Below are 14539 nucleotides of genomic sequence, written 5' to 3' on the forward strand. Positions count from 1 at the left end.
GCTGCGGCTGTTCAGCTTGTGGACGCTTCGAGCAGAACACAGTGTTCCGCATCGAAGGCGATCGTGACCGTTTCGCCTTCCTCGATCAGTTCCGCCGGCGGCCGGCGCACGACCAGCTGCCCGGCCGGCCAGTCGATGAGGTACTGGACAAAATCGCCGTGGAACATGCGACGCGCCACGCGGCCCTCGATGCGGTTCGCGTGGCTGGTCGCCGTCGCGCCGAGGCCGATATAGGCCGTGCGGATCGCCACCTGCGCCTCGTCTCCCTTGACCGGCCGCGGCGACAGCGCCTTGAGCGAAAGGCCAGACTCCGTCCGGAACGTGATGTGGTCGGCGCCTGAAGCTGCCTTGTCCACGCGGCCGAGGAGACCGGGCTCTCGATCAGCGAACTCGCGTGGGGCGTGCACGACATTGTCAACGAGAACATGGCAAGTGCAGCTCGCGTCCACATCGCCGAGCGCGGCAAGGACCTGCGCAAATACGTGTTGGTCACGACCGGCGGCGGCGGCCCACTGCATGGCTACCAGGTCGCCCGCAAGCTCGGCCTGAAACGCCTCGTGTGCCCGCCGGCAGCCGGCGTCGCCTCCGCGCTCGGCCTCTTGATCGCGCCGGCACGCGTCGACCGCGTCGCCACCATTGCCCGCGCCGTTTCCGACCTCGATTGGACTGAACTCGAGGCGACATACGCCAACCTCGAAAGCGAGGCGCGCGCGACGATTAACGAGACCGTTCCGGAAGCTTCGGAAATCACGGTGCGCCGTCTTGCCGATATGCGCTATATCGGCCAGGGCTTCGAGCTGGTGGTCAACCTGCCGGAAGGTCCTTATGACGGCACCAGCCGCGAGGTGATCCTGGAGAAGTTCCGCGCCGCCTATCGAGACGTCTTCACTCTCAACCCTCCGACCGATCGCATCGAGATCGTCAACATCCGCGTCACGGTCTCCGCTCCGACTGGTATGGCCGGCGCGGGCGAGAGCGATGCCAAGGGCTCGACCGACGCTGCGGTGAAGCACGTGCGCAAAGTTTACTTCCCGGAGGTGAAGGACTTTGTCGAGACGCGCGTCTTCGAGCGCTCCAAGTTGCCGGCCGGCATCACCATCAAGGGCCCGGCCGTGGTCGAGGAGCCGGAATCGACCCTGATCGTCGGACCAGAAGGCACGCTCACCGTCGAGCCGAGCGGCAACATCCTCGTCGGCATCGCTGCCTGAGTTTTAACCGTTTCCGAACAAGGACACCCAAATGTCTAGACAACCCGTTCGTTTCGATGCCGTCACCCTGGAAGTCATCTGGACGCGCCTGGTCTCCGTCGTTGACGAGGCCGCCGCAGCCCTCGTGCGCAGCTCGTTTTCCACGCTCGTGCGCGAATCCTACGACTTCTCGTGCATCATCACCGACACCAAGGGTCGCTGCTTAGGCCAAGCGACCGACTCCATTCCCTCCTTCATCGGCACCCTGCCGAAGACGGTGCGCCACTTCCTCGACCATTTTCCGGCCGAGACACTGAAGCCCGGCGACGTCCTCATCACCAATGATCCGTGGATGGGCACCGGCCACCTGCCGGACCTGACGGTCGCCAAGCCGCTCTTCCGCGACGGCAAGCATGTAGGCTTTGCCGCAAGCACCACGCACTCGCCCGACATGGGCGGTCGCACCGGGACGGCCGACATCCGGGACGTCTTCGAAGAAGGCCTCCAGGTGCCGATGCTGAAACTGATGGACGCAGGCCGCATCGATCAGACCTTCATCAGCTTACTGCGCAAGAATGTGCGGGTGCCGGACCAGGTGGTCGGAGACCTCTGGGCGCAGGTCTCGGCGCTCGAACTGATGGAACGCCGCCTGTTCGACCTGATGAGCGATTATCAGCTCGACGAACTCGAGGGCCTTGCCGACGAAATCCTCGATCGTTCGGAAGCTGCGATGCGCGGGGCAATCCGTGCTTTTCCCGACGGCACCTATACCTACGAGCTCCAAACCGACGGGATCGTGGAGCCTGTGACCATCAAGATCGCCGTGAAGGTTAAGGGCGATAGCATCCTGGTGGACTATGACGGCACCTCGCCCCAGGTCGACCGCGCGATCAATGTGGCGCTCTGCTACACCTACGCACAGACGGTCTACGGCCTGAAGTGCATTCTTGCGCCGGACATGCTCAACAACGACGGCGCGCTGCGTCCGATCGAGGTGATCGCGCCGGAAGGATCAATCCTCAACCATCGCTATCCGGCCTCCGGTCAGACCCGCACGCTCGTCGGCCATTTCCTGCCATTTGCCGTCTTCGGCGCGATTTCCAAGGCCGCGCCGGAGCGCGTCGCAGCCGGTCCCGGCTCGCCGCTTTGGAGCCTCCAGGCTTCCGGCGTCAATGACAAGGGCGAAACCTACGTCAACAAGTTCTTCTTCAACGGCGGCACCGGCGGCACAGCGCAACGCGACGGCTACAACGTTCTAAGCTGGCCGTCGAACATCTCCTGCGTGCCGGTTGAGATGATGGAGCAGCAGTCGAATTTCCGCGTCATGCACAAGCGCCTGCGCGAGGGCTCGGGCGGCAGCGGCAAGCATCGCGGCGGCCTTGGACAGGAGACGCTTCTGGAATACCGCTCCGAACGCCCGGTCGTTGTCGGCTTCCATGCCGAGCGCACGGTGATCGCGCCTCCCGGCATCAATGGTGGCGAGGACGGTAAGACCGGCATTCTGGAAATCAACGGCAAGCCGCTCACTCCTGCCCAGCAGAAGGTGCAGCACGTTATCCGCGCTGGCGATCGCATTCACCTCAAGACGCCTGGAGGCGCGGGCTTTGGCGCTCCCGCCAACCGCGACGGTGCGCTTATCAGCCGAGACAGGAAGGCCGGTTATGCCTGATCGTTAGGATGGATTGAAAAGGATAGCACCTCTTAAGAGCGAGCGTCTTTTCCCGTGAACAAGTGTCGACATGCACTGCGCTGTCCGCGCGGTGCTTCGATATCCATCATTCAAGGAGCATGCGATGAAACTGAATGGCGAGCAGAGCCTTCCCTGCGACATCGATCGGGCGTGGGAACTCCTCCTGGATCCAGACGTCCTGCAAGCCTGCATTCCGGGCTGCGAAAGCCTCACACGTCATTCGGCAGAGTCCTTTTCTGCCGTGGTAGCGATCAAGGTCGGCCCTGTGAAGGCGCGGTTTACCGGCGATGTAGTGCTCAGCGACCTGACGCCACCTTATTCCTGCCGCATCTCCGGCAAGGGCGCGGGCGGGATCGCCGGCTTCGCCGAAGGCGGGGCGACGATGTCGCTTGTAGCGGAGGGGGAGGGAACACTTCTCAGATATAACGTCGACGCTCAGGTCGGCGGCAAGCTCGCTCAGCTTGGCGCACGGCTGATCGATTCGACGGCGAAGAAGCTCGCACAGGAGTTCTTCCAACGATTGGAGGTCCAGATCACCGAACTTGCTTGATCGAACTCCACTTGCTCCCAGAGACACCGCGCTAATCGGGAAAACGGTATTTGAAATGCTCGATCTCGGGGCCGAAAAGCCGTTCGACGCGCTCACGATCGCCCGGTTCATAGTAGCTGCGAATGTCGGGCCGCGTCGGGTTCGCCTTCGCTCTTATCAGAAAGCGGTCGTCAAACGGCAGGCCGAGTCTGTCGCATATCGTGCGTAGATCCTCCGAGAGGCGCTCCTGCCGTCCTACGAAATCCACAACGATCTCGTCGTTATTGGTGTAGAGTTGCCAGGATTCCCAGTTAATACGCTCCCTCTTGGCGGCGCCTTCTTCGATCAAGCAGAGCATTTGCGAGAAGCTCGGCCGCGTTTCCGTCTTCCTGTAGTGCCAGTTGTAAATTGAAACGGCACGTTCGAATGGGTTCCGCACGAAGCAGAACTTGAAGTACTGTTTCCAGGCAGAAGGATCGAAGGCCTCGATTTCGCGTGCGCCTGAATGATCCGCGAGCTTTCCTGCAAAGCGACGGCTGAGAGCAGCCCCGGCCAATGAATCGACTTTGCCGTTGCGGACGAGCGTTTTCGCGATCTTGAATGGAGAGAGATGGCAAAAGATAGCGATCAATGCTAGCCGATTTGCATTCGCTCCATTGCCGAGCGCATCCTTCCAGGACCCGAGTTGCAGGTCCCATGGCCCGAATTCGCGAGCAAGATAAGCGGAGATCGTGCTGCCGGCGGTTTTGGGTATGTGGATGAAAATGAATTTATGGCGATGGGATATAATCATTGCCTGGCCAAATCCTTAGCCGGAAAGGTGAACCGGCGAGTGATCATGAACACGATGACGGCAGCAAGCTGACGCCAATGCCCGCCGCCTCGGCGTTCTGTGCATTGTCTCGATTCCGTAAGCCTGGGCGCCCGCACCAGATTCCCCCGCTTAAGGGCGAATTGAACCTGTCCTCCTCGCCTTTGCGACTGCCTGTGCCACCTCACTTGATCTAAGCGTTCAACACTCGACGATAAAGCCAAACGTGAAGCGTGATGCGCAGCAAGGAAGCGGGCTGCCAGAAGGGTTTCCGATCTTGATACCCGCGATCCACTTAAAATCGTTACTCGCCGGCGAGATGTCGAGTACGAGCTAGGTGACATCGGTCCCCACGGTCAATTCCAAATCGCCACCTTGCAGATTGTGGAGGCGAGCGTAGAGACCCTCAGGACGATGCGCGAGCTCCTCATGCGTCCCCTCCTCGACGACCAGACCCTGCTTCATCACGACGATCTTGTCAGCATTGACGACGGTGGAAAGCCGGTGGGCGATAACGATGACAGTGCGACCGCTCATCGCCTGATCGAGCGCCTCCTGAACAGCAGCCTCGGATTCGGTGTCGAGAGCGGAGGTGGCTTCGTCGAGAAGGAGGATCGGCGCATTGCGAACGAGCGCACGAGCGATCGACAGCCGCTGACGCTGGCCGCCGGAGAGTGTCATCCCCTGTTCACCGACGGGGGTATCGTAGCCCTGCGGTTGCGCGAGGATGAAATCATGCGCATAGGCAAGCCTCGCCGCCTCTTCGATTTCCGCATCCGTGGCCTCCGGCCGCCCGTAGCGGATATTGTCGCGGATGGAACCTTCGAAGAGGTAGGGTTGCTGCGAGACATAGGCGAGCCCATTGCGCAGCGATTGCTTGGTGACAGCGGCGATGTCCTGGCCGTCGACCAGAATTTGGCCCGACTGCGGATCGTAGAATCGCGGGACAAGGCTTATGATGGTGGACTTGCCGGCGCCGGACGGGCCGACCAGCGCGGTCGTTTTGCCACCCTCCGCGCGGAAGCTGACACCCTTCAGGATCTCCTCGCCATTGGCATAGGAGAAGCGCACGTCGCGAAACTCGACAGTCGCTTCGCTAAAGGTCAGCTCCGTGGCACCCGGAAGGTCTCGCTGGTGCGGAGCGGTATCCAGAACCTCATAAAGCATGCGTGCGTTGACGGCGGCGCGCTCCAGCGACAGCTGCAGACGAGCCAGCCGCCGGGCCGGGTCGTACGCCATGAGAAGCGCGGTCACAAAGGCAAAGAAGGCGCCCGGGGGCACGTTGCTGTAGATGATGCGGAAAGTGGCGTAGGCAAGGACGCTCGAGATCGCCAGGCCTGCGAAGGTCTCCGTTAACGGCGCCGAGCGTTCGCTCAAGCGCGCGATGCGATTGGCCCGATTCTCGGCCCGATCGATGATCGCCTCGACCTTGCGCCGCAATTCCTCCTCCATAGTGAAGGCTTTGACGATGGAAATGCCCTGAATGGTCTCCTGCATCGCGCCGAGCACGCGGCTGTTGGCCTCGACCGCTTCGCGTGTCGCCAGACGCAGCCGCTTGGAGAGATAGCGAAGCCCAAACAGCAACGGCGGGGCGACGAGAAGGATGACAAGTGACAGCAGCCAGTCCTTGCTGATCATGACGCCGACGAGGCCGACCAAAGTCAGAAGATCGCGAGCAATCGAGGTGACCGTCATATTGAGCACGTCACGGATGCCGGCGATGTTCTGGTTGATCTTGGCTGTGAGCTGTGCCGAGCGCTTCTCCTGGAAGTAGCCGACGCTCAATGCCATTAGATGCGCGTAAAGCCGGCGTTTGTAACGGGCGACGATACTGTTGCCGATCTTCGACAAAGCGACGGCTTGTCCGTAAGTCGCCAAACCTCTCAGCACGAAGGCAGCAAATATCGAAAAGCAGATGAGGAGAACCGCGTCGCCGCGCTTGTTGGCGAAAGCTTCGTTGACCACTGTTTCACTGATCCAGGCGATAAAGCCCGTCGTCGCGGCCACAACTATCAGGCAGGCAATGGCAAACGCGTAGCCGCGGATATGGTCGCGTCCGTTTTCGGCAAAGACGCGCTTTAGGACCCCAGTGATCGTTTCGGGATCGATATCGTGCTGTTTCCGACCCTTGACGTTCAAGAAGCCTTCCCTGCAACCACCCATGGTGTTCTGTGCACTCGCGGAGCCCCTCGGTCTCTATAGTGTCTTGATGCCGCTTTGGCGAGTCCTGCTCGAGCCCACCCACCCGGCTTTTCTAGCGGTGTCTCTCGCTGCAAACTTCGAAGGGTCTCGGGTGCGAGCAAGGTCGGAGAGGTTCTCTCTTTGCCATCAATTTGCCTTCCCATGTTTTCCGTCCCGTCGATTCTGCGACTGACGGAGGAGGTCCAGATGATGTATCCCGCAGTTCTTGATACCCGGTTGTATTTTGTGCACTTATACGGCTGCATCCAACTCACCGGAACTAACGAAATTGTTCGAGGGGATAAAGTCCGCCCTACATTGGCGGCTCGCGAAGAATCTGAGGAAATCGGATCCTGAGAAAGCTGCAAGGCACCTGGTGCTTGCAGCAACGGGACGTGGAGCCGACGTTTCCAAAGCAAGGCGCGCCGTGGGGTTTCTCGTCGCAGACAAAATGTACTCGGACGCTCGTACTGTTTGCCGAGAGCACATATCTGCCGGCGATCCTTCCGGCTTTTGGCGACATTACGAGAGCTTCGTTGACGAGCTCGGACGCTCTAACCGACACGAAGAAGTGCCTCGCTCGAAAATTAAGATTGCTCTGTTCAACGATACGGACTTCAGGGTCAATATCGGATGCCGGCTGACGAGCCAGGGCCTCAAGCAACAAATTCTGGGCGCGTTCCCAGAGGCCGAGATAACGTCCATCGGTTTCAACTTCGCGGCCTTCAGACAGGAATTCCCGAAAAACACATCCTCTGAACGGAATGAAGTCTCGGACACAGAAAGCCGCCTTTCTGCTGCGTATGGCAAGGACGCTATCGATCATATAACGGCCGCCGATTTTGTGATCCTGCAGCCGGAGGGATCGTTGGATCATAGGACAACGGCAGAAGGGCTCGCGACTTTCTTCACTCCTGTCCTTGCCGCCAGGAAGCTGGGCAAGCCGTTCGCGGTCTTGAACGGAACCATACCTATCTATGACGGTGAACGATCAGACTATCTCAGAAGGCTCTTCCGGGAGTTCGGTCATGTCGCCGCCCGCGACGAAATTTCAGCTGAATATTACGGAATCGAATTTCTAGCGGATGCTGCGTTCCTTCGGATAGCGCCAGAACCTTGGTCCGAGCGCGACGGCTGCCTGATAACCACCGGAGCCAGGAACAATGCCGAAGAAGACGTTGGGATCTTGAAGGCCGCACTGCGGGCTTGCCAGGCGTTGAAGCTTCGGCCAGTTGTTCTTACGCACGCAGTTGAGCGCTTCAATGCTTATGAGGCGGAGATCATTGCCCGTGGCGGTGTTTTTGCTGAGACAGCCAGCATCGAACGTGCTGCCGAGACGATTTCAAAATGCCGCCTGCACATTGGTGGCCGATATCACATGGCCATTTTCGGTCTCCTCTGTAACGTCCCTTCGCTGCTCTTCGACGTCAAAACGCACAAAAACCAGTGGCTAGAGCAATACTCACCTCTTATAAAACTTGTGCATCCGCAGACAGATCTCAACGCGGCGGCAGTTACGCTACTAAGCGATGGCGTGTCGCAAGACCATCGCGAAACAGGTATGGCGGACAAATACCTCCACTTCCTGAAGCGCGCCTATAGCTAAAGCAGCCGCCCATTCTTGGAAATCAGGGTGCACGATCATGAGCAGATTATCGCTGCCTGCCAAGGCCCGCAGGATTAAGCGAAATGGATAGTCGATGGGCTAGAACCCCGCGGCTGCCGGCCCGATGACTTTCTCGCCGATCGTCTATTTCCCACTGACAACTCTGAATCATGGAGCCCGCAACGCCCGGGGACCACCGAACCTACCAGGCCGAGTTCATGTAATATTTTCGACGATAACGGCGAGGGGCATGTCGCCAACTAGCGCCATTCGCGATAGTGCGAGACAGACAACGGTCTACCCTCAATCGGTGAAATCGTGCTCGCCCCTCCGCCCACGGCCCATCTCAGAATTGCATCCGCCTCCGCATGCATCCTTGCTCTGATCTCGGCTTGCTCCACTTCATTGGAGGCGCATTGCGGCGATATACGTTCGAGGGCACTGAGAACGTCATACTTCAGGTCAGAAAAAGGGGTGTCCCTGACCTTACTGGTTACAAGGAGTTTTACCAGAAACTCCAGGGTCGCGACCCGCAGCCGGTCATCGTCGATATGCAAACTTCCGCCCTCCCCCGGTGATTGCACGCTTGCTGGCAGACTAACAGCAGCGTTGATCGTTTGCAATTTAGACTGCAGCGCCGCGCATCCAATCGGACGGGCAAGATTGCTGCAGCACTTGGAATTGCTGCAGTCGTGGTGGAAGCGAGGCCGTGCAATCAGCAAAGCCATTGGATGATCGAGACGGCCTTCGCGTCCATTCGGTCGACGACAAACACGCGCACGAGCACCATTTCGGCTTCTTCTTTGAATGGGATGATCAAGATCTCGGTTCAGAACTCAAATACTGGACACCCCCTCGCACGATGTTCAGCACCGGCCGGAAGAGTGCCGAGAGACTTTCCGCACCTTTCGCTGACAGGTGATCTCCGTCCTTGTAGAGAACGGTGCCCTCGCGCATGACATGACACCTGGTGGCGTCGCAGATCAGGTTCATCGGGTCGACGATCAAAGCTCCGCTTGATTTTGCCGCTTCACTCAACACCCGCCGAGCCAAGGCTTGCCGCATCTTCGTGTATTCAAGGGGAGGGGCAATGTCGAGCGGGCGTCCTGACACAACGGCTCGTGCGAGGGCTTCGGGGACTTCGTGTCCCATCTCTGGGACATCCATCACCAGGACTGCCTTTGTTCCTTGCCGAGCCAGCTTGGTCAAAGTCACGTTGAGACCTGTCCTTACCGGCGCTGACCAATCTGGCAGCGAGGGTTCGACGCGAGGATCAAAAAAGACGCCCTCGCCAGGAAGTTCTGCCCGGTGGACGTACTTCGGCCAAAAGCCAACCATGAAAACGAAGGCGAACCTCTTCTGCTCGATCAGTGACATCACGGCGGAATTGTACTCGATACACCGCTTGACCGCTGCCGGGCCGGCGAAATCCGTATTTGGCAAAGGCGGGCACGATGCGCGCCCGACGAACATGCCCGACATGCCCATTTGACGAGCCGCAACGTCGATCGCAGGAGCGATGGCCGCGGCATGAGAATCTCCCCACACAAGGAACTGCGGCGCGCTTGTAGTGTCGATGCCCACCCTGCAAAGATTCCCCCTCCTTATCTGGGCCGGTGTCAGACCTTCTCCATTTGAATCGGCGAAACACCGCTCAGAGAAGAATCGGCTCTCATCATAGGTGGCTTGGTAAAGCGCGCGGGCCTCTTCCGGCAACCTTTGGGGAATGCCTTGTAGACCGTTGACGATGCCAGCGAAGGCGACCGCCGAAAAAATCGCAGCGCTGCTCACGCCGATGATGGCGACGGGCGAATATGCCATCCTGCCATATCGCGCAGGCTGCTCGACGAACCTCCACGAAACATAGGCTAGCGCGAACGACATCGCCACGGCGCTCAGAGCCCATCCGGTTGTAAGTTCGTGGCCTAGACCATAGCGCGCGAACACAATCAACGGCCAATGCCAGAGGTAGAGGGAATATGAAATGCGTCCGGTGAAGACAGAAACCGGGCTACTTAGAAGGCGCGCGATCAAGCCGCCCCGACAGTGCGCGTGGATCATAAGGGCTGTACCAAGGCAGGGCACTGCGGCATGGGCGCCGGGAAAGGGCGTATCAGGAGTATAGGTAAAAACCGCTAGGAATATCGCCAGCAGTCCGAGTGCCGCCAGTGCCTGCGCCCCCCGAGGCGCATAGGCGGGGCGCGGAGCAATGGCAACGAGAACTCCGGTCAGCAACTCCCAAATGCGAAAATGAAGCAAGTAGAATGCCTTTTCGGGAGAGTGTGTGATCCCCCAAGTGCTTGCCCCGAAGGACAGGAGTGCCACCGCCAACACGATTGCAAATATGTGCCTGCGCGCGAATTTGAAGCAAAGGAAGACCGCGACGGGAAAAATCAGGTAGAATTGCTCTTCCACAGACAAAGACCAGATATGGAGCAATGGCTTCATCTCTGCGGCAACATCAAAATAACCGCTTTCGCTACGGAACAGAACGTTCGAAGTGAATAAAGCAGCGGCCTGAACACTATCGCCGAAGTAGCGGAACTCTTGCGGCATGAGCAAAAACCACGCTGCCACGGTCGAAACCGCGATCATCGAGAACAGAGCCGGGAAAATGCGCCTCATCCGTCGAACGTAGAACGCCCGGAAACTGAAGCTGCCGCGCTCGAGCTCGGTCAGGATGATCCTCGCCATGAAGAACCCGGACAGCACAAAGAAAACGTCAACCCCGACGAATCCTCCTGAGAACGACCTGAAGCCAGCGTGAAAGAGGAGCACCGGCAAGATCGCCACGGCTCGCAAACCGTCCAGGTCCGGTCGATATTCGAAGTCTTGGTGGGTTACTGCCAAGCTGCTCCCCATTGCCGAGACCTGCCGCCGAAAGCCAGCGACATTTGCGTTCACCCCTACAGAGCCGTGCGTCCAATAAGACGCGCAAAGTCGCTGCAGAGCATTGAGTTGCTACATGGTTTTGTCCCTGAATTGATCCCAACTCTAGGGATCATCAGTTGAATAGTACGCTGCGCTACTTAGGACACCGGCCCGTCAGCCATCCAGCCGGCCTTACGCAACGCCGGCACGCAGAAGATCGTGGACGTGCAAGATGCCTAGCGGCCGACGCAGATCATCGATCAGGAATAGCACCGTGATCCTTTGCGACTGCATCATTTCCATTGCCGCGCTGGCCAGCATTCCACCCGTAATCACCCTTGGCGTATGTGACATCACGGTCTCGACAGTGAGCAGCAAAAGATTCTCCGACATATGCCGCCGCAGATCCCCGTCGGTAATCACGCCAACAAGATCACCGTCACTACCAACTACACCGACGACCCCGAAACCCTTCGAGGACATCTGGATGAGCGCCTCGCTCATTGGACTGCCAATCGGCAATAGGGGCACGGCTTCGCCCGAATGGGCCAGCTCGTGTGCAAGAAGCAATTGAGAACCGAGTTTGCCGCCCGGATGAAACGTCTTGAAATCCTGAGCCGAAAAACCTCTCCGCTCAAGCAAGGCTATTGCGAGAGCATCCCCCACTGCCAACTGCAGCATCGCAGACGTGGTCGGGGCTAGCCCATGAGGGCATGCCTCCGACACTTTCGGCAGGACAATCGCGACCGTGGAGTTGCGAGCGATTATGCTGTCGGGATTCGAGGTGACGGAAATCACGGGAACATTGAAGCGCCTGGCGTAAGTGAGCATGTTCCCGAGTTCGACGGTCTCACCGGACCATGAAAGCAGAATAAGCAGATCCTGCGCCGTGATCATGCCAAGATCGCCGTGACTTGCTTCCGTCGGATGCACGAAATAGGCGGACGTGCCGGTAGAAGCGAGCGTTGCGGCGATCTTGCGTCCGATGTGTCCGCTCTTGCCTATGCCCGCCACCACGACGCGACCATGCCTCGAGGCGACCAGTTCGACGGCATCGACGAAACTGCTACTCAGGCCCGGATCACCCTCAAGACAAACCGCCAGCGCATCTATCCCGTCAGCAGCAGTGGCAATCGTGCGACGGATCGACGCCAATATCGCGTCGCTTACAATCATATCCATTTCTACACTGCCCGACACTATCGATGGCTGGAGTTGAACCTTCGAAATCAAATCAAAATGGCTAAATTGTGCGAGTTTGCGAGTATATCCCACACTTTCCGGCGCGTGACCGACAGAAAGACCAGGAAGTTGCATACTGCCCACAGCCAGAAGACGAAGACTGGGCGGCGAATGGACACGTGGCCGGGCTTGTGCGAGACATAAGATGGCAGCCCTAAGTCAATCTCGCCTTCGCTACTTGGCCAATGGACTCGTGATGACGATTGAACCTGACGCGCTTGAAACATTGCGAGAAAAGCACCGCCGCTGGCTCTCGCGGCTCGGGATTCTCGATAGGCCGTGGCTAATCCTCGGCTCCGCACCGTCCCCCACGATACCACCGGATCTGATAGGACATTGCGCGCGCGTTGACGTTAATAACTCGGGCAAGACGGCCAACGCACTAGGTCTCCCGCGCGCCGATTTGACATTCCGGAAGCGGAAGAAGTCGTGGGAAGAGCATCCCTATGTAAGGACGAGAGGTCTGTTATGGCTCCATACGAAGCCTCTTTGGGTGATGTACCTGAAACTTCTTTCAATGCCGCGCGTGCGTTACAAGAGCCTGATGCGCGCCACCAAGGATGAGCGCGAGGCTATCGTCGACGTCGTGAGCGGCGGGCTTCCCTCTGATATTGGGGAGTTGGGGAAGGTGACGAACGGAGTTGCCGCCGTCTGCTACGGACTTTTCGTGGGGGTGCCGTCTGTAACCCTCGCCGGGTTCTCAGTCACCAAGATGGGCCATTCTTACGACGACAAGGGGAGAATCCGGCGGCAGATCGCCGAAGACACCTTCGTTCTAACGCGTTTGAAAAATCGAGGAAATGTCTTCACGACCGAGTTGGAGCTCTCCGAGCACATCGGTCTGCCTTTCGTTCGTGATAGAAGCGACATTGCCGCCAACATGGACGGCTCGGCCGGCCCCGACCGGCTTCACCGGAGGTCCGCCCAAACATAGGCAAAGGTGTATACGTCGCCCGGGCGCCCGGCGTTGTAGGGAACTGAGACGATCGTAGGCTTCGAATCGGCCATTCTGGTGGGCATGGATTCCAGCAGGACCGAAATGCGAGGCGGAATCGCTTCGAGCCCTTTACCCTCTGCCGACCAAGCAGCCAGAATTCGTCCTGCCGGAAGCCGTTTCTCTGCCCCTTGGGAAAATCCTGTCAGGATAATCGGAGTGTCTGGAAACTGAATTCTGAAGTTGCCCGCCACGATCCGGTCGTCGACGACAATAGCCACTGGTGGCGCACCGGTCTCAGCGCGCACAGCGGTGGCAAAGCCGTTATAGGGCGTGTGCGCGAAGGAATAGTCGCCGATCATCGGCCCGATGAAGACCCTTGCCCACAGCATCAGGATGGCGCCGACGGAGAGCACGCCCGCTATCGAGAGAAGCGCGGGAAGGCGCCGGGCAGGATCCAGACCCGCGGCATCGATTTTTAGCGTGAGATAAAGCGGGAGAAGTGCCGTAAAAAGCGCCAGCCACTTCGGACGAATGTGGGTCGCATCCATTGCGACGACGATAACCGCCACCATGAGGAAGCAGGCAACAAGCATCCTGCCGACGACCCTCGTCCAGAGACTCTCGGCGCGCAGGATCTTCCCGATGTCCGCATAGAAGATCGACCCGAAGACGCCAAGAGTCAGCGCGACGCCCTTGAGTGTTGCAACTGCGAGGGAAACAAGCCCCTGGATGGCGTGCGGCAGCAGCGCACTGTCCGCTCCCTCCTTCATCTCAGCGACAGTCACGCCAGTGGCATGGCCAATGTTGTTGACGATCCAGAAGACATGGGGTGCCACAATCAACGCGCAAACCGCAGCCGAAGCGAGTACACGCCAGTCAAACAAATGCTTGCGCAGCATCGCTTCCGGCAAAATGGCAAGCAATGCCGCGACGGGGAGTATAACGAAGTTGTATTTCGAAATCGCCCCGAGCCCTACGGCAACGCCGACAAGCAAGTAGCGGCCAAGCCGGGGCGGTCTCTTTAGAGCTCGAAAAAAGGCATAAAGGAAGAGCGACACCGCAAATAATGCTGCGACGGTATGGGACAGGTCGCGCTGCGACAGAAGGAAAACTGGTGGCAGCGTCAGGACGACCAGCACCGCCACCGTCGGGGCGAGCTCACTGCTCGCGAGTACACGCGCGGTAAAGCCGTAGAACAGAAGAAAGAGGAACAGAAGTCCGGTTTTTACGACAGTCAGCGATGCGACGGAGATTCCAAATAGGGCCACGACTCCATATTGAAGCCAGTTGTAGAAGGGTGGCTGGGCTCCGTATCCGAGAAGCAGATATTGAGAGAGCAGAGCTTGTTCGGACTCGTCGATTTCGAGCGAATCCGGGCGCAGAATTTTCAAGACGATGCTCAGCAGGCAATAACCGGCAATCAGAACGTATAAGAGGTTCGGTCGTCGAACCAGGAGACTGCGCATTCCCCCTCCCATCGTCCTC

The 14539-nt window shown here is 58.8% G+C and carries 12 protein-coding genes; 5 read left to right on the plus strand and 7 right to left on the minus strand.

Annotated features, from left to right (window positions below; genetic code table 11):
* Positions 1 to 11 precede the first annotated feature (11 nt).
* Positions 12 to 407 (minus strand): TOBE domain-containing protein, encoded by a 396-nt coding sequence (locus QN224_RS00630; protein WP_283975160.1) that lies wholly within the window; start codon positions 405 to 407, stop codon positions 12 to 14.
* Between QN224_RS00630 and QN224_RS00635 the strand changes: the two genes are divergently transcribed.
* The 3 genes from QN224_RS00635 (at position 402) to QN224_RS00645 (ending at position 3427) form a co-directional block, all read left to right on the plus strand.
* On the plus strand, positions 402 to 1208 hold the full coding sequence (locus QN224_RS00635; protein ID WP_283975161.1) for a hydantoinase/oxoprolinase family protein: 807 nt from the start codon (positions 402 to 404) through the stop codon (positions 1206 to 1208). The genes QN224_RS00630 and QN224_RS00635 overlap by 6 nt on opposite strands.
* 31 nt (positions 1209 to 1239) lie before the next feature.
* Complete coding sequence (locus tag QN224_RS00640) at positions 1240 to 2856, plus strand: hydantoinase B/oxoprolinase family protein (RefSeq protein ID WP_283975162.1); 1617 nt, start codon at positions 1240 to 1242, stop codon at positions 2854 to 2856.
* Positions 2857 to 2980: 124 nt separating this feature from the next.
* Entirely contained in the window at positions 2981 to 3427 is a 447-nt protein-coding gene (locus QN224_RS00645) for a CoxG family protein (protein WP_173511308.1), read from the plus strand.
* Between the two features lie 31 nt (positions 3428 to 3458).
* Here QN224_RS00645 and QN224_RS00650 read toward each other — a convergent pair whose 3' ends face one another.
* Positions 3459 to 4199: a sulfotransferase family 2 domain-containing protein gene (locus tag QN224_RS00650; RefSeq protein ID WP_283975163.1), complete on the minus strand. Its 741-nt coding sequence runs from the start codon at positions 4197 to 4199 to the stop codon at positions 3459 to 3461.
* A gap of 351 nt (positions 4200 to 4550) precedes the next feature.
* On the minus strand, positions 4551 to 6356 hold the full coding sequence (locus QN224_RS00655; RefSeq protein ID WP_283975164.1) for an ABC transporter ATP-binding protein: 1806 nt from the start codon (positions 6354 to 6356) through the stop codon (positions 4551 to 4553).
* Between the two features lie 331 nt (positions 6357 to 6687).
* On the opposite strand from QN224_RS00655, the gene QN224_RS00660 reads away from it, so the two are divergent.
* Positions 6688 to 8004 carry a polysaccharide pyruvyl transferase family protein gene (locus QN224_RS00660; protein WP_283975165.1) on the plus strand — a complete coding sequence of 439 codons (1317 nt, stop codon included), beginning with the start codon at positions 6688 to 6690 and terminating at the stop codon, positions 8002 to 8004.
* A gap of 260 nt (positions 8005 to 8264) precedes the next feature.
* On the opposite strand, the gene QN224_RS00665 is transcribed toward QN224_RS00660, so the two are convergent.
* From QN224_RS00665 to QN224_RS00675, 3 genes are all read right to left on the minus strand, one after another.
* Positions 8265 to 8732 carry a hypothetical protein gene (locus tag QN224_RS00665; RefSeq protein ID WP_283975166.1) on the minus strand — a complete coding sequence of 156 codons (468 nt, stop codon included), beginning with the start codon at positions 8730 to 8732 and terminating at the stop codon, positions 8265 to 8267.
* 88 nt (positions 8733 to 8820) lie between these two features.
* On the minus strand, positions 8821 to 10866 hold the full coding sequence (locus QN224_RS00670; RefSeq protein WP_283975167.1) for an acyltransferase family protein: 2046 nt from the start codon (positions 10864 to 10866) through the stop codon (positions 8821 to 8823).
* Between the two features lie 201 nt (positions 10867 to 11067).
* On the minus strand, positions 11068 to 12057 hold the full coding sequence (locus QN224_RS00675; protein WP_283976072.1) for a KpsF/GutQ family sugar-phosphate isomerase: 990 nt from the start codon (positions 12055 to 12057) through the stop codon (positions 11068 to 11070).
* Positions 12058 to 12313: 256 nt separating this feature from the next.
* Between QN224_RS00675 and QN224_RS00680 the strand changes: the two genes are divergently transcribed.
* The gene (locus QN224_RS00680) at positions 12314 to 13051 is read left to right on the plus strand and encodes a hypothetical protein (RefSeq protein WP_283975168.1); all 738 of its coding nucleotides are present in this window, start codon (positions 12314 to 12316) and stop codon (positions 13049 to 13051) included.
* Here QN224_RS00680 and QN224_RS00685 read toward each other — a convergent pair.
* Entirely contained in the window at positions 13027 to 14520 is a 1494-nt protein-coding gene (locus tag QN224_RS00685; protein ID WP_283975169.1) for a glycosyltransferase family 39 protein, read from the minus strand. The two genes, QN224_RS00680 and QN224_RS00685, sit on opposite strands and share 25 nt — an antisense overlap.
* Between the last annotated feature and the right edge of the window lie 19 nt (positions 14521 to 14539).

The organism is Sinorhizobium sp. 7-81 (assembly GCF_030124405.1).
Lineage (GTDB): Bacteria > Pseudomonadota > Alphaproteobacteria > Rhizobiales > Rhizobiaceae > Sinorhizobium > Sinorhizobium psoraleae.